The organism is Massilistercora timonensis (assembly GCF_048354975.1).
Classification (GTDB): Bacteria; Bacillota; Clostridia; order Lachnospirales; family Lachnospiraceae; genus Massilistercora; species Massilistercora timonensis.
Map to the genome: position 1 here is coordinate 18,403 of NZ_DBGCJQ010000100.1, position 19,650 is coordinate 38,052.

The window sequence follows — 19,650 nt, forward strand, 5'->3', positions numbered from 1 at the left end:
GATGAAGAATACCTACATCGTGATCCCGGCCCTGAAGCCGGGGCCGGGGCTGGCAGGAGAGGTCCGGGAACTGGGAAGACGCCTTTGTGCCCGGGTGGTCCTGGTGGACGACGGATCCGGCCCGGATTACCAGAAGACATTTTCCATGGCGGAGAGGGTGGAGGGCTGCCGGGTCCTTCATCACAGGAAGAACCTGGGGAAAGGTCGGGCGCTGAAGACCGGGTTTGCCTATATTAAGGGCCAGCTTCTGGAAGAGAAGGCCCTGATCCTGTGCATGGACTGTGACGGACAGCATTTGCCGGCGGACGGGGCGGGGCTTCTTCTGCTGGCGGAGCGCTGGCCGGGCAGCCTGATCCTGGGCGTCCGGGATTTTTCCGGGGCCGGGGTGCCCTTAAGGTCCCGCCTGGGTAACCGGATCGCCTCCCGGGCGCTTTGTCTTGCGTCAGGGATTCGGATCCGGGATACTCAGACCGGTCTGCGGGCTTTCGACAGCAGCCTGCTGGAGCGGTTCCTGGAAGTGCCCGGCGAAGGGTTTGACTATGAGATGTCCATGCTCCTTGCCTGTGCCAGGGAGGGGATCCCGGTGCGGACTAGGAAGATCAGGACCGTCTATGTAAAGGGCAACGCCGGGTCTCATTTCCGCCCTTTGACGGACAGCCTTCTGGTGCTGGCGGCCTGCCTGAGACGGGAGAGATCATGAAGGAGGGGGAAGTAAGGAAAAGAAACCGGATCTTCTGCCTGTCCATCTTTTTTTCTGCCGTCTATCTCTTCTGGCGGCTCTTTTGCACCCTGCCCTGGGGAGAGGGGATCTTCCAGGTCCTGGCCGGCCTGCTTCTTCTGCTGGCGGAGATGGTGACCGCTTTTGGAACGGCGGAGCTGATGATAGGCCGGATGAAAAGCGAGGGCGTTTTCCTTTCCCTTCCCCAGGTGCCGCCGGAAGCATTTCCGGAGGTGGACGTGCTGATTGCCACCCACAACGAGCCGACCGGGCTTCTCTACAAGACAGTGAACGCCTGTACATTTCTGGAATATCCGGATCCGGACAAGGTACACATCTATGTGTGTGACGACGGAGGACGGGACAGCGTCCGCAGGATGGCAGAAGAACTGAAGGTAGGGTATATCGGGATGAAGGAAAATGTCCATGCCAAGGCGGGGAATTACAACCACGCGCTGGCCCGGACCACCTCGCCTCTGGTCGCCACCTTTGACGCGGATATGATCCCCTGGCGTCAGTTCCTCATGGGGACGGTCCCTTATTTCCAGATCCCTCAGGTGCGGATGGGACTGGTGCAGACGCCGCAGAGCTTCTATAATCAGGATCTGTTCCAGTTTAATCTCTATGCGGAAAAAGGGATCCCCAATGAGCAGGATTTCTTCTCCCGGGAGATCAATCTTCTTAGAAATGCAACCAATACGGCTGCCTACACGGGGAGCAACACGGTGATCCTGCGTGCCGCTCTGGAGGAGATCGGAGGCTTCCCCTGGGGGACGGTGACCGAAGATTTTGAGACCAGTCTGCGCCTTCAGAAGGCGGGGTATGTCACATATGCCACCTCGGAGGTGCTGGCGGCGGGGCTGTCCACCACCACAGTGGGGAGCATGATCCGGCAGCGGGTCCGCTGGGCAAGGGGCGTGATCCAGAGCATCCAGAACACCAACGCCATATTTACCCGGAAGCTTTCTCTTTCCGCCCGGTTGTCCTATTTGAACGCCTGGCTGTACTGGTGGTCGTTTCTGTGCCGGATGATCTTTATCCTGGCGCCGGTGTTGTTCGCGCTTTTTGACGTTCAGCTGGTGGAGTGCGGGTTCTGGGAGCTAATATTGTTCTGGCTTCCTGCCCATCTTCTTTCCCGCCGGGCCATGGAGTATCTGAGCACCAATATCCGCAGCGCCCGGTGGAGCCAGATCATTGACACCATCCTGGCGCCTTACCTGGTGTTTCCGGTGCTGGCGGAATCGCTGGGGATCCATGAGAAAAGATTTCTGGTGACGGACAAGAAGCGGCGGCGGGAGAAGACGGCCACCTTCCCTTATCTCATTCCCCACGGGATCCTGATCCTTCTGACGGTGGCGGCCATCTTCCGGTTTGCCAGGGGGAAATACGGTCTGGCGCTTCTCTACAGCAGTGTAATCCTCTTCTGGCTGGGGTATAACCTGACGGCCCTTGTCTATGCGGTGTTCTTCATGCTGGGGCGGGAGTCCCGGCGGATCTCGGACCGGATCGGCGCCAGGGAGCAGGCGCGCCTTGTGGTGGAAGGAATGGTCCTGGAAGGGGAGACCCTGGATGTTTCCGAGGAGGGGATCGCCCTTCTGATCGCAGGCGGAGAGGGAGCAGGCAGGGGGCTGCCAAAACCGGGGGACCGGTTTGAAGTCACGGTGACTACGACACACTACCAGGCAAGCCTGAAGGCGGTATGCGTATATGCCGGAAAGGGAAAGATCACGGCGACGGTGGAGCCGGCGGACGAGAAAAGCCGCCGCCACTGGCTGCAGATCATCCATGACAGGGAGCATTCCCTGCCCCGGGAACTGGATCCCTGGATGACTGTCTATGATGAGATCCGCCAGAATATTCTGGCGCGGTGGAAGAGAAAGGGGTGACAAAAGTGGGAAGTGTTCTTTTGTTCCTGTCGGTGTGGGGCTATCTTTTTGTCCTGTGCAGGATGGGGAAACTGGCCTTCTGGTTCGCCCCGGTGCTCTGGGCCTGCGGTGCGGGCCTTGTGCTTTTTATAGGAGCGCTTGGAGGGCATTTTCCGGCTGTCTGTGACGGGCTTCTGGCAGGGGGACTTCCTGGTTTTGGGTACTTTGTGGCCTGCCTTGTCCGGGGAAAGGTTTCCCGTCCCAGGTGGACATTTCAGGGGGTGTGCGTAACTGCGGGGATGGCGGCGTTCGCTTTTCTGTCCCTGGGGCTTAGGCTGACCCACTACGACAATTTCTCCCACTGGGCGCTGGCGGTGAAGTATCTGCTTCTTACGGGGGAACTGCCGGGGGCGGAGACTGCCCTTCTTCCCTTCCGGGATTATCCGCCGGGCAGCAGTCTTTTTGTCGCTTACATTTGCCGGTATATGGGCCATTCCCAGGGGCAGATGCTGCTGGCCCAGAACAGTCTTCTCCTGGCCTGCTTCCTGGCGGTGTTTGGAATGGTGCGGGAGAGGCGGAGATTTCTCCTTTATTCCTTCCTTGGTATGGGGCTGTCCCTGCTTTCTTATCTGAACCTGACGGTGCGGATCAACAACCTTCTGGTGGATTTTCTGCTACCCCTTCTTGCCCTTTCGTCCATGGCTTATTCCCGGCGGGAGGAGAATAATCTAAGGCTTTGTGCAGGACAGATCCTGCTTCTGGGATTTACGGGGATCGTGAAGGGCACCGGCCTCTTTTTTGCCGGGGCGGCGGGGATCTATGCCTTCTGGAGGCTGATGAGAAATGGGTGGAGGAGCGGCGCTGCCGGACGCGTGGGGGCCTTTCTCCTTGCAGTTGTTCTGGCGGCAGGGACGGCGGGGCCAGCCCTTGCGTGGCAGTACCATGTGAGAACCGGGCTTGCCGGATTTGAAGGGAAATTTCATTTTGAGGGAGAAGACCGTCCAAGGGAAGAAGGGAAAGAGCTGGAGGAGGGAGGTGATCCTGCGGGGAAAGAGCTGTGGCCGCAGATCCGGGAACGCTTCTGGCAGGCGGCGACAGATCCCCGGGACCGGGCGTTTCAGGCATTTGTCCTGTGCACCCTGCTGGCCCTTGGGGCGTCCGTGTACGCCGCGGTCACCGGGAAGCGCGGATGGGGGCTTCCCTGGGCGCTGGTCTGGGATCTCCTTTTGCTGGCGGTTTATTACGGGGGGATGCTGGGGATGTATCTTTATCTTATGCCGGAGGAAGAAGCCCTGCGGCTGGCCGGGTTTGAGCGCTACGCCTGCAGCGGGATGACCTTGTATGCCGGGATCCTGCTGCTGCAGGCAGTGGCGGATCTGGAAGGCTCCTTTACGGTGGACATCGACCTGCGGGGGGCCTACCGGGCGTACGCCTCCCCGGCGTCCAAGCGCCGGTATCAGTACGCAGTGCTGGGGACCTTCCTGCTGGGGATCAATTTCCTGTATTCCGAGTATAACGGGCTGATCGCCATCCGGTATCAGTATGAAGAGTCCCTGCCGGGGAGGGCGGAAGCGCTGGCAGGAGACCGGTGGTATGAAGGAGGAAGGACAGATCCGGCCAGGTATCTTATCGTTGCCTCCGATGAAGAAGGGCAGGTTTCCAGCGGGGAAGTGAGATATGTGTTCCGGTATTTCCTGTGGGCGGAAGAAGTGGATGTGACCACAGATCCGGCGGCAGAAGTGGAGGCGGGGAGAGAGTACGATCATATATTGGATATAAAGTTGGGGACGTGGTATTTTTGAAAATACCACGTCCCAGATTGAAAAAACCCTGTCCCCAATTAATGTCCGCAGGAATGTTCCCCGCATCCATGGTTCCCGCAAGAATGCTCATGATCTCCGTGATGATGCTCGCCGTGGTGATTGCAGGTGGTATCCGGGTCAAAGTTAAGGGTTCCCTGAAGAAGTGTTTCTACCGCCTGATCAGCAGAACCGGAGACGCCGGGGTAGAGCTGAATGCCTGCTTCGGAAAGGGCTGTGCGCGCGCCGCCGCCGATGCCGCCGCAGATCAGGGTGTCAACACCGTGTTCCGCCAGAAATCCTGCCAGTGTGCCGTGGCCGCTTCCGTTGGTATCCACGATCGTGGAGCCTGCGATCTTCTGATCTTCGATGGTATAGATCTTAAACTGTTCTGTGTGTCCGAAATGCTGGAATACGTCTCCGTTTTCGTAAGTTACTGCAATTTTCATATTTTTTACCTCCTGATAAAAATTTTCCCGATATTGTCTGTGCCGATGACAGCCGCTGCAACGGCTGTTTTTTCCTGTACCGTCGCAGAGACGGTAGTCTCCGCCTTCAATCTTCAGAGGCCGGCCGTCCACCAGGACCAAAGCGATCTTCTGCCGGGCAGAAGCGTAGATCTGCTGGACAGTGGTCCGTGCCACCCCCATGTAAGCGCTGCATTCCTCCTGAGAAGCACCTTCCTTGTCGATCAGCCGGATCGTTTCATATTCGTCAACAGTCAAAATCACCGGATTGTGGGTGAAGCTGTCTGAAACAGGCGAAAATTCGCATATGCGGGGCAGAAAACAGACCCTTCTGCATTTTCGTGGTCTTGGCAAGAAAATCACCTCCAGATTCAAAAAAGGGACAGGGTATTTTCAATCTGGGACGTGGTATTTTTAAAAATACCACGTCCCCAATTGAAAGTTTAATCCCATTTATGACATATGTCAATAATAAAAATTTGTCCAACAAATCTGCGGACAACGTGATACAATAGAGACCGTGGGAAATTTACATAAGAGAAATATGGACATCAAGAGGAAAGAGAGGAAGAACGAGAATGGAGCGAAGACAGGGGGCAGGCCATCTGGCAGCTATATTTACGGTGGTGGTGTGGGGGATCACTTTTATCTCTACGAAGATTCTGCTGGCAGATTTTGAGCCGGTGGAGATTTTGCTGCTCCGGTTTGTACTTGGCTTTGGGGCGCTGCTGCTGGTTTATCCTCATCGGATGCGGGGAACGGATCGGCGTCAGGAGCTTACTTTCGCCGCGGCGGGGCTTTGCGGCGTCTGTCTTTATTATCTTCTGGAAAATATCGCGCTTACCTATACCCTTGCCTCCAATGTGGGGGTGATCGTCTCGGTATCGCCGTTTTTCACAGCGCTTTTCACCCGCTTTTTTGGAGATAAGGAACCGTTGAGAGGCCGCTTTTTCGTGGGTTTTGCGGCGGCGATGGCAGGAATCGGGCTGATCAGCTTCTGGGGATCGCCGGTGCAGGTCAATCCGGTGGGCGATCTTTTATCGCTGGGAGCGGCGGTGATGTGGGGATGTTATTCCGTATTGACGCGCAAGATCAGCGGTTTTGGTTACACTACCGTTCAGACGACCAGGCGGGTATTTGCTTATGGGATCGCATTTATGCTGCCTACCCTTCTCTTCCTGGATTTCCGGGTTGATGTTGCCCGGTTTTCAGAGCCGGAAAATGTGCTGAATATTCTGTTCCTGGGCGTAGGGGCCTCCGCGATCTGCTTTGTGACATGGAATTTTGCCGTGAAAGTTCTGGGGGCGGTTAAGACAAGCGTATACATCTATCTGATCCCTGTGGTCACAGTGATCACTTCTGTACTGGTGCTTCATGAGAAGATCTCCGGGCCGGGATGGGCAGGAATCCTGCTTACACTGGCAGGACTTGCTCTCTCGGAATACCGGGGGAAATCCTAAAAAGGGACAGGGTATTTTCAATCTGGGACGTGGTATTTTTAAAAATACCACGTCCCCAATTAAATTTTTTTAAGGATATTGTCTACGAATACGCGGGCGTGCTCTTCATCCAGGCTGTCGGGATGGGGCAGCGCCTGGTCGAAATTGCGGATGAAATAATCCATCTGTTTCGCGTTTTCTTCATTGCGCATGGCCTCGTATTTCTGCCGCACCTTCTGGGGCATCCGGCCCTGGCAGATAAAGGCGCCCAGATACTGGTTGTCGCTCTCGATCCAGGCGCTGACGCTCTGTTCGATCCGCTTATAGTATTCCGGGGAATCGCCCATGCCGCAGGTGCCAAAAAGGGCGATGGCCTTGCCACTTAAGTCTCCCAGGAAATCGCTGACCCTGAGGCTGCAGGTGCCCCGGTGGACGCAGAAGCCGATGAAATAAACCCGGGCCTCGGGAATGGTCTTGTCTGTATTGATGTCGATCAGGTCCTTGGAATTGCCAGGGAGCCGGGAGAAGATGGCTGCCGCGATCTTCTTGGTATTGCCGGATTCGCTGTCGTAGAGTACCAGATATTCTAACATAGATGGAACCTCCTCAATGAAAGATTTCTATATGTATCTTCCCCCGTAGGGGTTGCCGCAGCACAGTCCGCCGCCGCAGCACAGGTTGCAGACGATGTTGGCGATGCAAAGCTTCATGCACCAGCTGCTCCCACCGTAAAATGTGGTCTGATAGGGGCCCTGGCGCTGCTCATACCACATGCCGCCGCTCTCCAGCTGGCGGACCAGCATCTGATACTGCAGGTTGCCGGGATCCCGGCGCAGCGCCTCCTGGGCGTACTGCAACGCGATCACGTTGTTGCCCACCCCGGAATTTGCCGCGGCGCTGTAGAAATACCACTGGGCGTTTCGGGTCTTGATGCCGTTCAGGAGATTTAAGGCCTCCTGATAGTGGCCGCTGTTGATGAAGTTGGCCGCGGCCTGCATATGAAGCTCATCTTCCGTCTGGGCGGAACTGCCGCCGCTCTGGCGGTACTGTCCGGCGAAACCACGGAAGGGACCGTAATCCCCGAAGGGGCCGTAATCGTAACCGGAGCCGCCTCCGCCTCCGGAAGAGCCGTACTCCCGCTCATGCATGATCTGCTGGTAGGCCTGCTGGACCTCCTTGAAGCGGGCTTCCGCCTGGTCTTTGTTGGGATTGTTGATATTGGCATCCGGGTGATATTTGCGGCTTAAGTTCCGGTAGGCTTTCTTGACCTCGTCGTCGGAAGCGCTTGGGGACACCCCCAGGATGCGATATGGATCAGTCATGATTCATGTCTCCTGTATCAGATTTCTGCAAAGATTTTTCTTTTTGTTCCTGCCGTCTGGCCGTGACCGCTGTATAGCGGCACCATACCCCGGAATACAGGATGTTGCGCAGGATGTCGGCGTGAAGAAGGATGGGAAGGGTCTCGAACTTGCGGGAACACTCGGCCATCATCAGGGTCAGAAGCTTCCTGCAGTCTTCCGCGAAGCCGGGATTTTCCTGGAAAGCTTTCTTCAGCGGATTATAGCTTCCGGTCTTTAGATCCTCTTCCACATCCTCGTAGGCGTCCATGAGGTAAATGAATTTCCCCAGGAAAAATCCCATCTTCCAGAGGGAATCCGCCCACTCGTCTTTGCGATATGTAAATAATTCTGCCATAATCTCCCCGAATAGTCCAGCCATTCTGTCCAGGCTTTCCTCCCTGGCGCGCTCCAGGGCGGTAAGCTTGTCCAGGTTGGAGGCGATGCACCTTGCCTTGGCGGGATACATCTTCTGGATCTCCCGTACTTTGGGGCGAAGGGCCCGGGCCGCGGCCAGGCTCTTTTTCTTCTTCTCGTCCTTCCAGTCGTCCATCAGCTTGTAATAAGTAAGAAGAAGGTTCACTGCCGCCGCGTAGTCGGTAAATTCATTGGTCCTGGCGGTATGCTTCTCCAGGGGGTGGGCGATGCAGTTTACCGTCTCCACCCGGGTCTCCGGCTCGTAGAGGCCGGTGAGCAGAAGGATGAGAAATGTCATGTCGTAGGACAGGGTCATCTGTCCCCGCCGTCCGTAGCGCTCCTTCAGCCGCTTGCACAGGCCGCAGTAGTAGGAGTGATAGACGTCAAAATCTTTGAATTTCATCTCTGCCTTGTTGATGGCGATATATCCAAACATGGTGATCAGACTCCCTGCTAACTGTTTTTGATAAACCGGGTATTACATTTGGGACAACGGATCTCAATGCGCCCCTTCCCTCTGGGGACGCGGATCTTCTGCTTACAGGTGGGGCATTTGTAAATGTGGTGGGTCTTCCGCTGGGCCAGCAGGTTTTTCTGCCGGGCGAAAAAGCAGCGCAGCTTATATGTCCTGGCCAGAAAGGCCTGATTTTCCGCGGAGCGTTTATAGATATTCCGGGAAAACATACGGAAATAGGCATAGATGATCCCTGCCCAGGCCAGAAGGGGGAAGATCGCGTTTTCAAAAAAGAAACTCAGCACAAAGGCCAGGATCGCCGCGCCCACAACGGACCGTCCCAGGTGATCCATCCCGTATCTTCCCTGCATGAACCGCATAAATTTTTCTCTCAAAACAAATCCCTCCTGTTTGAAAATACCGACAGAGCCAGCCCGCAGGCCTCTGCCGGTGTGGTTATAAAACTTATGATAGCCCTCTGGAAGATAAAGTCAATAAACTGCCGATTAAAAATCTATAAAATAATTACCGGATGGATTCCGATAAAAGACTGGTTCCGGGGCGGCCGGTCTGTTATAATGGAAGGCAGTGAAAGAGGGAATATGGAGGTGACCGATATGCAGGAACTGACAAAACTCATCCGGGAGGATATGAAGCCGGCCCTTGGGGTGACCGAGCCTGGAGCCATTGCCTTTGCGGTGGCCACGGCCAGAGAACATCTGGAGCGGCCGGAGGAGATAGAGACCATCGAGGTGGCGCTGAATTCTGGAATGTATAAGAATGCCTTTACCTGCGGCATTCCCAATTCAAGCCGTTACGGCAACCTCTACGCCGCAGCCCTTGGAGCGGTGGCGGCGAAGGCGGAGAAAGGCCTGGAATCCCTGGCGGACATTACGCCGGAGGATGATGAGAAGGCAGCCAGACTGGTGGAAGAAGGCAGGGTGAAAGCCTGGATGAGCCAGGTGGACTCCCGCATTTCCATTGACGCTACCGTGAAGACAGCCACAGAGACCTGCACGGTAGAGATCCGGGACAGCCATACCCACATCGTAAGGATCTGTAAGGACGGGAAAGACATTTTCCGGGAAGAGCAGGCGGCAGAAGAGACAGAAGGCGGGCAGGAGAAGGAAGAGATCCCTGTGATCCACCGCTACTCCTTCCATGAGATCCTGGAGTATGTAAGAAATGTGCCGGAGCCGGAGATCAGCTTTGTCCGGGAGGCATTTTCCATGAATATGGATCTTCTGGAAGAAGGGATCCACTCTGGGCGCGCTGTGATCGCGGAACAGCTTCTGCGGGAAAATGACCACCATATCATCTCCGAGGACGCCCGGAAAACGGCACAGCTTCTGTGCAACGGGGCCATCGAGGCCCGGGTGCTGGGGCTTGGCCGGCCGGCCATGAGCATTACCGGCAGCGGATCTCATGGGATCATCGCCACCATGCCTCTGTTTGCCTTTTATGAGGTAAACTATGAGGTGGTGGACGACGATCTTCTGCTGCGGGCCACGGCCCTCAGCTATCTGATCACCATGTATATCAAGGAGTACTCCGGGAAACTGTCCGCTTTCTGCGGCTGCGGCATCGCCGCCGGTACGGGAATGGCCTGCGGGCTTGCCTACATGCGGGGAGCAGGGGAGAAGGAGCTTGCCATGGTGATCCAGAATATGGCCAGCGGTATTACCGGCATGATCTGTGACGGCGGCAATCACGGCTGTGCCATGAAGGGGATCGTGGCGGTAGATGCGGCCTTCCGGTCCGTAGACCTTGCCATGGAGGGCGTCTGCATTGAGGAGATCCACGGCATCAACGGAAAAACGCCGGAAGACACCATGCGCAACATGGGACTGATCGCATCCCCGGGCATGGTGCAGACGGAGAAGACCATTGTGGAGATCATGGAGAATAAATAACAGAAAGCTGTGGAAAAACGCGGCGCGGGAGGAAAATGCAATTATGGCAGAGGCAAATAGAAAGAAAAGGCATCACAGAGGCAGGAGGCGGAAGCGAAAGGGCGGAGTCTTGTCGAATCTCATTCTGGCAGTTGCCGTTGTGGTGTTCTGCGTATCGGGGTTCCAGTTGATCCGGATCGGAAAAGGATACTTGGACGGCCGGAGCGAGTATGAAAAGGTGCGGGATGTGGCGCTGACCAATCCGGATGAGCAGGAAGGCTTCCGGGTGGATTTTGAGGAATTGATGAAGATCAATCCAGACACAGTGGGATGGATCCGTTTTTATCCGGAACCTTCCCAGATCAACTACCCTATCGTGCAGGGACAGGATAATGACGAGTATCTGCACCGGACCTTTTCTGCCAATGAAAATACTCTGGGGGCTATTTTCCTGAATGTGGACAACAAGGCGGATTTCTCTGACCGGAACTCCATTCTCTACGGGCATCGGATGAAGGACGGCTCCATGTTCCGGCATCTGCAGGACTATGAGGAGAAGTCCTTCTGGGAGGAGAACCCCTATTTTTACATTTACACGCCGGACGGAAGAGAGATCACCTATCAGATCTATTCTTACGCGGTGGTGGAGTCTACATCAGACATTTATCTTACGTCCTTTGCGGACGACGGAGCGTATCAGGAGTTCCTGGATATGACAAAAGAAGCTTCCGCTTATGACACAGGCGTGGAGGTGACGACGGAGGATACTATCGTGACCTTATCTACCTGTACCAGCGCAAGCGACGATCACCGGATCATTGTGCAGGGCGTGAAGGAAAAGGAAGTTGTGCTGGAGGATTAAAAAGAGATGGCATATCAATATGAAGTTGGCGATATCGTGACTCTGAAGAAGCCCCATCCCTGCGGCAGCAAGGAGTGGGAGATCCTGCGGGTGGGAGCGGATTTCCGGCTCAAATGCACAGGCTGCGGACATCAGATCATGATCAGCCGGAAACTGGTGGAAAAAAACACCAGAGATTTGAAGAAAAAAGCTTGAAACAGGCCGCCTTTTATGGTATCATGTAAAACCGTGATACAATAAATCTGTGCAGAAAATGCGCGGAAATCCTTGCTCCCGCGGATAAGAGACGGGGGCCAAAAGACCAGAAGGAGGTGCAAAGGCGACATGAACAAATACGAATTAGCTGTTGTTGTCAGTGCAAAAATCGAAGATGACGAAAGAGCTCAGGTGATCGAGAAAGTAAAAGCGCTGGTTGAGCGTTTTGGAGGCCAGATCTCTGACGTCGATGAATGGGGTAAGAAAAAACTTGCTTACGAAATTCAGAAGATGAAAGAAGCCTACTACTATTTCATCCACTTCGAAGCTGAGAGCGATGTTCCAGACGAGATCGAGCAGAGAATCCGTATCATGGACAACGTGATCAGATATTTATGCGTTAGACAGGAAGCATAAGCGGGAAGAAGAGGTAAATTTATGAATAAAGTAATTTTGATGGGACGACTGACCAGAGACCCGGAAGTGAGATATTCTCAGGGAGACAATCCCCTGGCGATCGCAAGATACACGCTGGCTGTGGACCGCAGATTCAAGCGGGACGGCGAGGCTACCGCGGATTTTATCAACTGCGTGGCATTCGGAAGACAGGCAGAGCATGTGGAGCGGTATTACCGTCAGGGCCTGAAGGTGGTAGTCAGCGGCCGGATCCAGACCGGAAGCTACACCAACCGGGACGGTGTGAAGGTGTATACCACAGAGGTGGTTGTGGAGGAGCAGGAGTTTGCCGAGAGCAAATCCGCCAGCGATTCCCACGCCGGACAGTACCAGTCAGCGCCCGCGCCTGCTCCGGCGCCAGCGGCGGATGCCGGGGACGGGTTCATGAATATTCCAGATGGAATTGATGAAGAATTACCGTTTAATTAAGCATTAGACACTTTCATTAAAAGGAGGTAAGCAAAATGGCTTTTGATAAAGCGAATCGTCCGGAAGGCGGCTTCAAGAGAAGAGGCGGCGGACGCAGAAGAAAAAAAGTTTGCGTGTTCTGTGGAAAAGAGAACAACGAGATCGATTACAAAGATGTAGCAAAGCTGAGGAAGTATATCTCTGAGAGAGGAAAGATTCTTCCAAGGAGAATTACTGGAAACTGCGCAAAACATCAGAGAGCTCTGACGGTAGCGATCAAGAGAGCACGTCACATCGCTCTGATGCCGTATGTACAGGATTAATTGATTTAGTCAGATATGCGTGAATGAAGGAAAGCCTTTAAGTACCGGAAATCCGGTGCTTAAGGGCTTTTTTCTGTATCCGGGAAAGTCTTGCAGGTTCTTAAAAGATCTTGGGATTTCTTAAAGAAATGGTGTAAAGCAAAATAGGATGATCACTATATTCTTTATTAATAATAGAAACACCCTGATGGATCTGTAAAAGAAGAGATCTGTCCGGGCATTTTGGATTTAAGGATTTAAATTTTATAATGGCAGATCTGTGTCGCCTGGAATGTATTTGCAAATATCCTGAGTTTGATTTTCTTAGTGTTTCCCAGCATAGGAGTTGAGTAATATCGCAATGGTAAGGGGCACAGTAAATTTAAATACGAACAACAAGGTTAAAGAATGAAATGTTGGTGATATATTCTAACTATTTCGAAGTAAGTTTTATTATATCCATAACTAATAAAGCTATGTGTTTGCGCTCTTCTTCTGGCAATTGTTTTAAATTACGAGCTAGCTCAATGTATTCTAAATCAATTTCTGAATCATTTTCAAAAAATTCTTTTGGAGTAATGTGAAAATAATCGCAGATATAAAAGAAAACTGTTAAAGAGGGAAGCATCTGGTTGTTTTCTATTCGATTAATATAAGATTCACTTTGCCCAAGAGACAAACTCATTTCACGAGCAGATACGCCTTTTTCGAGTCTTAATTGAGCTAATCTTTCGCAAAAAAATGTTTCATACATATGAATCCTCCTATTATGCTATTGTAATACACAAACAAGGCTAAAATATGCATTATAAATATAGAAAAGTATTGACAATGGGTAGTTTAAATATATATAATTGATTAGAATATAAACTTAAAATATTTATAAATGTTTAGGAGAGGAGAAAGATGAAGAGAGTAAAGGCAGTTGCTATTATATGTGTATTGACATTGGCTTTGGGAACACATGTGAATGCAAAAGAAGTAGATAATCAAAGGTTATCAGAGTACAGCGGGTTATCGGTAGGTGGATATGACATTGTTTCTGGGGGAAAACTGACAGGAGAAATGCCACAAAATGTCAGTTACGATATGGAAACTAATGTATTGACGTTGAATAATTTCTATTTAGAAGATGATTCGGATGAGTTCAATGGAATTTCCGCTAGTGAAATGGGAGATGATTTTACTATTCGGCTTGAAGGGGAGAATACCTTGGATGTGCTTCAAACAAATTCTTATTACGGATTAATTGATAGCGGTTGGGGGAATTTGACAATTGAGGGTCCTGGTATTTTAAATTTATTTAATGTTTCATTTATAGGAATACAATGTATGGGTGACTTGACTATTGAAAACTGTACAATTAATATGACTGGAGATTCAATACAAGGCGAATATTTTTACGGAATTTCAGGTTCGACTTATGATGAAACAGAAACACTTATAAACGAATCGCAAATTAACATAAGCAATGTAATGGCCAGTGGATCACAAGCTGCAAATGCTGGGATTGATGTACAAGATGGCAACTTATCAGTACGAAATTCAAAAATTGATATTCAATTAGAAAATGGAAATATTTTTGGACTGGCAGCGGGACAAACTGATGAGTATGGTGGAAGATTGACAATAGATAATTCAACAGTTGAATGTATGACTAGCACAGATATTGGAAATAGATATAATCATAATATGTATTTTTATGAAATGGCAGATCCGGATAGTCTTTACTATTATGTTCAAGATGGGGACTCTTTTATACAGAAAACGTTTGATGAAGCATTTGAATTTGAAAAATATTTGGCTGGGCGATATGATTCTAATTATGGAAGTACTGTGATTTCTTCCATTCCCTTGGAGGAATATTGTTCTCATGAATGGGATGATGGAAAAGTTACAATTTCTCCCTCCTGCGAGAATACAGGAAAAAAAGAATATACATGTACCAAATGTAATGAAACTAAAATAGAAACAATTCCTGCATTAGGACATGAGTGGAAGGAATGGGAGATAGTTAAGGAAGCAACGTGTACAGAGGACGGAGTTCGTATAAGAACATGTAGTCGTTGCAATGATACAGATACAGAGTCTATACCTCAACTTGGCCATGACTTTGAAGTGAAAATAGTGAAAGAACCAACCTGTACTGAATCTGGTATTCAGGAAAAGGTATGTTCAAGATGTGGCTTTGCGATTGAAAATGAAAGTATTTCTGCAACAGGTCATGATTATGAATGGATAGTAGAAAAGGAAGCAACCTTTCATGATGACGGTTTGAAAAAAGGTACTTGTAATAAATGCGGAGATGTAATTACAGAAAGAATACCTAAGTTAAGTGAATCACATAAGCATGAGTTCAGCGGAAAAGAAGTGATTACAAAGCCGGCTACATGTACATCCGAAGGAAGTAAAAATATTTATTGTACTGAACCTGAATGTGGAGAATTTATTACAGAGGTAATTCCTATGACGGAGCATGCTTTGGGAGAATGGACAACTGTTAAAGATGCAACGTGTGCTGAAAACGGTTTAGAGGAAAAAAATTGTACGGTTTGTGGTAAAGTGATCGAAACAAGGATAACAGATAAGATTCCACATACTTATGAAGAATGGGAAATAACAACTGAGCCAACATGTACAGAGGCAGGAGTAGAAACATCGGAATGCACGGTTTGTGGAGAAGAAACTGTTAGAGGAATAAATCCTCTTGGACATAATTATGTAGAGTGGGAAGTGACGAAGGAAGCAACATGTACTGAAAATGGCGAAGAAAGTTCTGCATGTGTACGTTGTGGTGAAATTACTGCAAGAGTGATAGCGGCAGAAGGACATTCATTTGGTGAATGGGAAATTGTAAAAGAAGCAACATTGAATTCAGAAGGAGAACGGCAGGCAGTTTGTTCAAAATGTGGGGAAATCAAAATAGAAACGATTCCTAAGCTATCTGATTTACAATCATCTGCGTCTAATGGAAATGTTAAAGATGATGATACAATAGATAATAATATAGATTCTAGTACTCCACAAACTGGAGATCAGACATCCGTGCTTATTTATCTTATTTCATTATCTGTTACAGCAGCTATTGCTTTGATAGTTGTAATGAGGAAAATAAATAAAAAGAATATGTAAAAACTTCTTTTGTATTAGTAAAATTATAGAGGGTGTCACAAAATCATCAAATGATATGCTCCCTTCTAGGTCAATGTCATTAAGTTAAAACTTTTAAAAGAAAGAGAACTTCGTTATATCAAAGAAGATTCTCTTTCTTTTTGGGTATAGACATATAAAAATTCAAAAAAGCTTGACAGATTACTAAAAATTTGTGGCGAAGCCCCTTGATGTATAAATTTCAAGGAGGTGCTGCATGAAACCTGCAGATATTAAAAAATCTAGAGGAAGGAATAACAAAGAAGAATGGAGTAAAGCAACACTATATTTTTAAATACTAGAAATACCCTGGTGGATCTGTAAAAGAAAAGATCTGTCAGGGCATTTTTGATTTAAGAGTTAAGTTTTATAATGGCTGGTCTGCATCACTTGGAATATATCTGCAAATCTCCGGAATATCACAATCCAGAATACGGCAGAGATCATTCAGCGTTGTAGTATTCAACGGTTTGTTCTCAATATTAGAGAAATGAAATGGACAAAAGAACAACAGGAAAGATTTGAAAAGTTCATACTGGGCGATGATATGGACTTCTACGAGGAGTACACGATCCATCTGACGGATGAGGAACAGGAAAAATTCTTTGCGGAGAATCCGGAGTTTATGTCAGAATATCCCATCAGCCGTGACATGATATATCTGTTAAGGGATCCCATGTACAGAGGATTGATGAGAAAGATCAAGAAATATGAAACGGGAGTAGAATAAAAAGATTGCTCACAGCCTTCATTTTGTGCCATCGCGATGGGCTTTTTTGAGGCTCAAAGGAGACGGGCGATAGAAATATTGTCTCAATAAACTCAGGGTCCAGTTGGATGATCTGTTCAGCCGTTTGGATCATTGCGAGGATTTCAATCACAAGCCGGATATATGCAGGTATGGGAAGGCAGAGTTCCCAGCAAGAGTGCTGCCATGTGAAATGCAAATAACAGATTTTCTGTTTTGGTATTACCGAATCTGTTATAATCAAGCTGAAAGAAATGAGGTACATGTTAGTAGAAATTTGGCATGGATTTAAATTGAATATTTTGATATATAAAACTATAATGTAACCAACAAATGTGAATTTGAGGAGATCAATTTATGAACGGAGTAATCCTATATCAATCAAAATATGGTGCTACAAAAAGATACGCTGAATGGTTGTCTGAGGAAACCGGGTTTCAGTGTATAGAAACAAAAAAAGCTGATATTAATGAAATTATTGCATATGACGTTATTATTTTAGGCGGAGGAATATATGCTTCCGGTATTGCTGGTTTGTCTTTCCTAAAAAAGAATATCAATAAATTGGCGGACAAAAAAGTTATTGTGTTTTGTTGTGGTGCATCTCCATATGAAGAAAATGCATTTCTACAAATCAAAAAGCATAACATAAAAGATAATTTATCTGATATTCCAGTCTTTTACTGTCGTGGCGCATGGGATATGGACGCAATGTCTTTCAAAGATAGAACTTTGTGCAATTTGCTTAGAAAAGCCGTTGCAAAGAAAGATCCATCTGATTATGAAATATGGGAAAAGGCATTAATGGAAGCCGGGGATAACAACTGCGACTGGACTGACAAAAAGTACATTGAACCAATAATGGAATATATTAAGCGATAAACACCAGTTGAGAAGAGACTTTATGAAACGGGAATTGGGAATTGTCAGATGTGGCCTTGCATGCTGTTTATGCACAGAGACTCCAGATTGTGATGGATGTGGTTCAAACGGCTTCCCGGATAATGATTCTTGTGAGAACAAAAAATGTTCAATTGCAAAAGGGCTGACACATTGTTATGAGTGTGAAGAAGATTGCAGGAAGCAGAACTAGAAAATCAAATTGTCGAAGCGAAAAAGAAAGATATTGCGTTATATCAAAGCTGGGAAGAAAGCGTTGCTTTTGCAAAAAGGATATTGTCTGGAGATATTGATGCTTATAAGGTAAAGGGATTGGCTAAGCGATGTCTTTTGAAGTGGATTTAATCAAAAACTATAATAGGCATGAACAGCAATAAGATGTACATGCCTGTTTTTCTTGCAAAGCTGTTGAAAATCCAGTATCTTAAAAAGCGGAGAAAGGAGAATGCCTTATGCGACTGACCATGCTTGGAACTGGCAACGCCAATGTAACCGATTACTACAACACCTGTTTCCTGCTGACCAAAGAGACCCCGGAGGGGCCCGCCCATTTCCTGGTGGATGCCGGAGGCGGCAACCGGATCCTGAAGATCCTGAAGGATGTGGGGGTCCGGATGGAAGACATCCACGATCTGTTTGTGACCCATGAGCATGTGGATCACATCCTGGGAGTGATCTGGCTGGTCCGCATGATCGGACAGAAGATAAACCGGGGGGAATACCAGGGGGAACTGCATATTTACTGCCATAAAGAGTTGGCGGAGAAGATCCGGGCTATTGCTGAGATGACTATTCAGAAGAAGGTGTGCCGCAATTTTGGTGAGCGCATTATATTTGAAGTGGTGGAATCCGGGGAAACCCGCCAGATCCTGGGATGCCCGGTGACCTTTTTTGACATTGCCTCCACCAAGGCGAAGCAGTTTGGTTTCACCATGAGGCTGCCTGACGGGAAGAAACTGACCTGCGTGGGAGACGAGCCCTACCGGGAGGAAGAGCGTGCTTACGTGGAAGGGAGCGACTGGCTCCTGCATGAGGCCTTCTGCCTGTACAGTGAGGCGGAGCGGTTCAAGCCCTACGAGAAGCATCACAGTACTGTGAAGGAGGCCTGTGAGCTGGCAGAGAGCTTTGGGATCCCCAACCTGCTCCTGTACCATACCGAGGAGACCCATGGCAGAGAGAGGAAGAAGCTTTATGTAGAAGAGGGCCGGCAGTACTATCACGGGAACCTGTATGTGCCGGACGACCTGGAATTGTTTGAATTAACCAATTAAAAACTTCCGTCTGCCACGGCCTTGATGGAGGAGGCATACTCGGAAGGGGTCATGCCGGCTATTTTTTTGAACTGCCGGGAGAAGTAATGGATGGAGGTGTACCCCAGGGTCTCGGAGATCTGGGTGAAGTTCATCCGGCCGGTGCGGATCATCTCTTTGGCCGCGTTGATCTTCATGTGGGAAAAGTATTCGATCACGCCCAGGGAGGTCTTCTTCTGGAACAGTTTCTGGAGCTGGGAGCGGCCGATCAGGTTGTCCCGGCAGATCTGTTCGATGGTGACGTGGCTGCTTAAGTTGGCCTCCAGGTAGTCGGTTACACGGCGGAAGATCTCTGCGTCGCTTTTCTCCCGGGTGGACTTGGTGGAGGCGGTGTCGGAGGTGATCTCTCTGGGGGACAGAGAGGGCTGGAGGTACCGCCTGGTGAGATGGATCAGGAACTGTTCCAGATAGAGGCGGATCAGCTGCTCGCTGCCGAAGAGATCGGATTCCTTCTGAGGCATATTCTGGAGATAGGGGTCGTCCAGGCGGCAGGCGAAGCAGTGCCGGGCCTCCATGATGATGTTGGCCAGAAGGTTCCGCTCGGTGCTGTCGGCCTTGAACAGACGTTTCCGGAAGAATTCCATGGCTTCGCCGGGGCAGTCAAAAGAAATGACCACCAGATTGGGGGCGATGCCTTCCACCGCCTTTACATTGTGGAATTCTCCGGGCTCGTGGAAGAGGATCTCCCCTTTTTTGAGAACGGTGAAGACATCGCCGGCGGTGACGCCTACCTGGCCTTTGTCCACGAAGATAAATTCCCAGAAATCATGGCTTTCTCCCGCGAAGGAGAAGTTGCTCATATATTCAAAATAATGGATGCTATAGATCCGGTTAATTGAGATGGAATTTTTCAGATCCACACCGTGATACGCCATAAATCCGCCTCCCCGGGCTCTTGCGTTTTGGCCTGGCAAGAGCGCTGTTTCTC

At 49.7% G+C, this 19,650-nt stretch carries 23 protein-coding genes; 15 read left to right on the forward strand and 8 right to left on the reverse strand.

Features of this window, described 5'->3' with window-relative positions; genetic code table 11:
• The first annotated feature begins 1 nt into the window (after position 1).
• Genes ACML7B_RS08760 through ACML7B_RS08770 form a run of 3 tightly spaced genes read left to right on the forward strand, consistent with a single transcriptional unit; the run spans position 2 to position 4,385 of the window.
• A complete protein-coding gene (locus ACML7B_RS08760; RefSeq protein ID WP_418540679.1) occupies positions 2-700 on the forward strand; it encodes a glycosyltransferase family 2 protein in 699 nt (232 codons plus the stop codon).
• Positions 697-2,604, forward strand: a complete 1,908-nt coding sequence (locus ACML7B_RS08765) for a glycosyltransferase family 2 protein (RefSeq protein ID WP_418540681.1) — start codon at positions 697-699, stop codon at positions 2,602-2,604. Before ACML7B_RS08760 ends, ACML7B_RS08765 begins: the two co-directional genes overlap by 4 nt.
• Positions 2,601-4,385 (forward strand): hypothetical protein, encoded by a 1,785-nt coding sequence (locus tag ACML7B_RS08770; protein WP_418540683.1) that lies wholly within the window; start codon positions 2,601-2,603, stop codon positions 4,383-4,385. Before ACML7B_RS08765 ends, ACML7B_RS08770 begins: the two co-directional genes overlap by 4 nt.
• 38 nt (positions 4,386-4,423) lie before the next feature.
• On the opposite strand, the gene ACML7B_RS08775 is transcribed toward ACML7B_RS08770, so the two are convergent.
• On the reverse strand, positions 4,424-5,203 hold the full coding sequence (locus tag ACML7B_RS08775; RefSeq protein ID WP_418540686.1) for a DUF134 domain-containing protein: 780 nt from the start codon (positions 5,201-5,203) through the stop codon (positions 4,424-4,426).
• Between the two features lie 224 nt (positions 5,204-5,427).
• Between ACML7B_RS08775 and ACML7B_RS08780 the strand changes: the two genes are divergently transcribed.
• Positions 5,428-6,309: a DMT family transporter gene (locus ACML7B_RS08780; RefSeq protein ID WP_418540687.1), complete on the forward strand. Its 882-nt coding sequence runs from the start codon at positions 5,428-5,430 to the stop codon at positions 6,307-6,309.
• Between the two features lie 59 nt (positions 6,310-6,368).
• Here the strand turns inward: ACML7B_RS08780 and bilS are convergent, their stop codons facing one another.
• From bilS to ACML7B_RS08800, 4 genes are read right to left on the reverse strand one after another with little or no spacing between them, the layout of a single operon-like run.
• Complete coding sequence (bilS, locus tag ACML7B_RS08785) at positions 6,369-6,881, reverse strand: flavodoxin family protein BilS (protein WP_346707253.1); 513 nt, start codon at positions 6,879-6,881, stop codon at positions 6,369-6,371.
• 27 nt (positions 6,882-6,908) lie between these two features.
• A complete protein-coding gene (locus tag ACML7B_RS08790) occupies positions 6,909-7,610 on the reverse strand; it encodes a J domain-containing protein (RefSeq protein WP_418540689.1) in 702 nt (233 codons plus the stop codon).
• Complete coding sequence (locus ACML7B_RS08795) at positions 7,603-8,481, reverse strand: DUF5685 family protein (RefSeq protein ID WP_418540691.1); 879 nt, start codon at positions 8,479-8,481, stop codon at positions 7,603-7,605. Before ACML7B_RS08795 ends, ACML7B_RS08790 begins: the two co-directional genes overlap by 8 nt.
• Positions 8,482-8,498: 17 nt before the next feature.
• Entirely contained in the window at positions 8,499-8,894 is a 396-nt protein-coding gene (locus ACML7B_RS08800; protein ID WP_106789217.1) for a hypothetical protein, read from the reverse strand.
• A gap of 222 nt (positions 8,895-9,116) precedes the next feature.
• Here ACML7B_RS08800 and ACML7B_RS08805 point away from each other — a divergent pair, with 222 nt between their 5' ends.
• The 6 genes from ACML7B_RS08805 (at position 9,117) to rpsR (ending at position 12,635) form a co-directional block, all read left to right on the forward strand.
• A complete protein-coding gene (locus ACML7B_RS08805; RefSeq protein WP_418540693.1) occupies positions 9,117-10,412 on the forward strand; it encodes a serine dehydratase subunit alpha family protein in 1,296 nt (431 codons plus the stop codon).
• A gap of 43 nt (positions 10,413-10,455) precedes the next feature.
• Complete coding sequence (srtB, locus tag ACML7B_RS08810; RefSeq protein ID WP_418540695.1) at positions 10,456-11,253, forward strand: class B sortase; 798 nt, start codon at positions 10,456-10,458, stop codon at positions 11,251-11,253.
• 6 nt (positions 11,254-11,259) lie between these two features.
• On the forward strand, positions 11,260-11,448 hold the full coding sequence (locus ACML7B_RS08815) for a DUF951 domain-containing protein (protein ID WP_346707248.1): 189 nt from the start codon (positions 11,260-11,262) through the stop codon (positions 11,446-11,448).
• Positions 11,449-11,577: 129 nt separating this feature from the next.
• Positions 11,578-11,865: a 30S ribosomal protein S6 gene (gene rpsF, locus ACML7B_RS08820; RefSeq protein WP_106789214.1), complete on the forward strand. Its 288-nt coding sequence runs from the start codon at positions 11,578-11,580 to the stop codon at positions 11,863-11,865.
• 21 nt (positions 11,866-11,886) lie between these two features.
• Positions 11,887-12,333: a single-stranded DNA-binding protein gene (locus ACML7B_RS08825; RefSeq protein WP_106789213.1), complete on the forward strand. Its 447-nt coding sequence runs from the start codon at positions 11,887-11,889 to the stop codon at positions 12,331-12,333.
• Positions 12,334-12,368: 35 nt separating this feature from the next.
• Complete coding sequence (gene rpsR, locus ACML7B_RS08830) at positions 12,369-12,635, forward strand: 30S ribosomal protein S18 (RefSeq protein WP_106789212.1); 267 nt, start codon at positions 12,369-12,371, stop codon at positions 12,633-12,635.
• A gap of 412 nt (positions 12,636-13,047) precedes the next feature.
• Here rpsR and ACML7B_RS08835 read toward each other — a convergent pair whose 3' ends face one another.
• A complete protein-coding gene (locus ACML7B_RS08835; protein ID WP_346707246.1) occupies positions 13,048-13,368 on the reverse strand; it encodes a helix-turn-helix transcriptional regulator in 321 nt (106 codons plus the stop codon).
• A 152-nt stretch (positions 13,369-13,520) separates the two neighbouring features.
• On the opposite strand from ACML7B_RS08835, the gene ACML7B_RS08840 reads away from it, so the two are divergent.
• Complete coding sequence (locus ACML7B_RS08840; protein ID WP_418540699.1) at positions 13,521-15,746, forward strand: hypothetical protein; 2,226 nt, start codon at positions 13,521-13,523, stop codon at positions 15,744-15,746.
• A gap of 385 nt (positions 15,747-16,131) precedes the next feature.
• Here ACML7B_RS08840 and ACML7B_RS08845 read toward each other — a convergent pair whose 3' ends face one another.
• Positions 16,132-16,341: a helix-turn-helix domain-containing protein gene (locus tag ACML7B_RS08845; RefSeq protein ID WP_346707244.1), complete on the reverse strand. Its 210-nt coding sequence runs from the start codon at positions 16,339-16,341 to the stop codon at positions 16,132-16,134.
• Here ACML7B_RS08845 and ACML7B_RS08850 point away from each other — a divergent pair.
• The 4 genes from ACML7B_RS08850 (at position 16,255) to ACML7B_RS08865 (ending at position 18,683) form a co-directional block, all read left to right on the forward strand.
• Positions 16,255-16,494: a hypothetical protein gene (locus ACML7B_RS08850; protein WP_346707609.1), complete on the forward strand. Its 240-nt coding sequence runs from the start codon at positions 16,255-16,257 to the stop codon at positions 16,492-16,494. The genes ACML7B_RS08845 and ACML7B_RS08850 overlap by 87 nt on opposite strands.
• A gap of 375 nt (positions 16,495-16,869) precedes the next feature.
• On the forward strand, positions 16,870-17,394 hold the full coding sequence (locus tag ACML7B_RS08855) for a flavodoxin domain-containing protein (RefSeq protein ID WP_204909951.1): 525 nt from the start codon (positions 16,870-16,872) through the stop codon (positions 17,392-17,394).
• Positions 17,395-17,586: 192 nt separating this feature from the next.
• Complete coding sequence (locus ACML7B_RS08860; RefSeq protein ID WP_346707239.1) at positions 17,587-17,757, forward strand: hypothetical protein; 171 nt, start codon at positions 17,587-17,589, stop codon at positions 17,755-17,757.
• A 107-nt stretch (positions 17,758-17,864) separates the two neighbouring features.
• A complete protein-coding gene (locus ACML7B_RS08865) occupies positions 17,865-18,683 on the forward strand; it encodes an MBL fold metallo-hydrolase (RefSeq protein ID WP_418540702.1) in 819 nt (272 codons plus the stop codon).
• Here ACML7B_RS08865 and ACML7B_RS08870 read toward each other — a convergent pair.
• The gene (locus ACML7B_RS08870; RefSeq protein ID WP_418540703.1) at positions 18,680-19,597 is read right to left on the reverse strand and encodes a helix-turn-helix domain-containing protein; all 918 of its coding nucleotides are present in this window, start codon (positions 19,595-19,597) and stop codon (positions 18,680-18,682) included. The genes ACML7B_RS08865 and ACML7B_RS08870 overlap by 4 nt on opposite strands.
• Positions 19,598-19,650 lie beyond the last annotated feature (53 nt).

Coding starts and splice junctions, on each gene's coding strand:
- ACML7B_RS08765 (WP_418540681.1), top strand. CDS start 697: ATGAAGGAGGGGGAAGTAAGGAAAAGAAACCGGATCTTCTGCCTGTCC.
- ACML7B_RS08840 (WP_418540699.1), top strand. CDS start 13,521: ATGAAGAGAGTAAAGGCAGTTGCTATTATATGTGTATTGACATTGGCT.
- ACML7B_RS08805 (WP_418540693.1), top strand. CDS start 9,117: ATGCAGGAACTGACAAAACTCATCCGGGAGGATATGAAGCCGGCCCTT.
- ACML7B_RS08870 (WP_418540703.1), bottom strand. CDS start 19,597: ATGGCGTATCACGGTGTGGATCTGAAAAATTCCATCTCAATTAACCGG.
- ACML7B_RS08780 (WP_418540687.1), top strand. CDS start 5,428: ATGGAGCGAAGACAGGGGGCAGGCCATCTGGCAGCTATATTTACGGTG.
- ACML7B_RS08790 (WP_418540689.1), bottom strand. CDS start 7,610: ATGACTGATCCATATCGCATCCTGGGGGTGTCCCCAAGCGCTTCCGAC.
- ACML7B_RS08845 (WP_346707244.1), bottom strand. CDS start 16,341: ATGGATCGTGTACTCCTCGTAGAAGTCCATATCATCGCCCAGTATGAA.
- ACML7B_RS08835 (WP_346707246.1), bottom strand. CDS start 13,368: ATGTATGAAACATTTTTTTGCGAAAGATTAGCTCAATTAAGACTCGAA.
- ACML7B_RS08795 (WP_418540691.1), bottom strand. CDS start 8,481: ATGTTTGGATATATCGCCATCAACAAGGCAGAGATGAAATTCAAAGAT.
- ACML7B_RS08855 (WP_204909951.1), top strand. CDS start 16,870: ATGAACGGAGTAATCCTATATCAATCAAAATATGGTGCTACAAAAAGA.
- ACML7B_RS08825 (WP_106789213.1), top strand. CDS start 11,887: ATGAATAAAGTAATTTTGATGGGACGACTGACCAGAGACCCGGAAGTG.
- bilS (WP_346707253.1), bottom strand. CDS start 6,881: ATGTTAGAATATCTGGTACTCTACGACAGCGAATCCGGCAATACCAAG.
- rpsF (WP_106789214.1), top strand. CDS start 11,578: ATGAACAAATACGAATTAGCTGTTGTTGTCAGTGCAAAAATCGAAGAT.
- ACML7B_RS08815 (WP_346707248.1), top strand. CDS start 11,260: ATGGCATATCAATATGAAGTTGGCGATATCGTGACTCTGAAGAAGCCC.
- srtB (WP_418540695.1), top strand. CDS start 10,456: ATGGCAGAGGCAAATAGAAAGAAAAGGCATCACAGAGGCAGGAGGCGG.
- ACML7B_RS08850 (WP_346707609.1), top strand. CDS start 16,255: ATGAAATGGACAAAAGAACAACAGGAAAGATTTGAAAAGTTCATACTG.
- ACML7B_RS08865 (WP_418540702.1), top strand. CDS start 17,865: ATGCGACTGACCATGCTTGGAACTGGCAACGCCAATGTAACCGATTAC.
- ACML7B_RS08760 (WP_418540679.1), top strand. CDS start 2: ATGAAGAATACCTACATCGTGATCCCGGCCCTGAAGCCGGGGCCGGGG.
- rpsR (WP_106789212.1), top strand. CDS start 12,369: ATGGCTTTTGATAAAGCGAATCGTCCGGAAGGCGGCTTCAAGAGAAGA.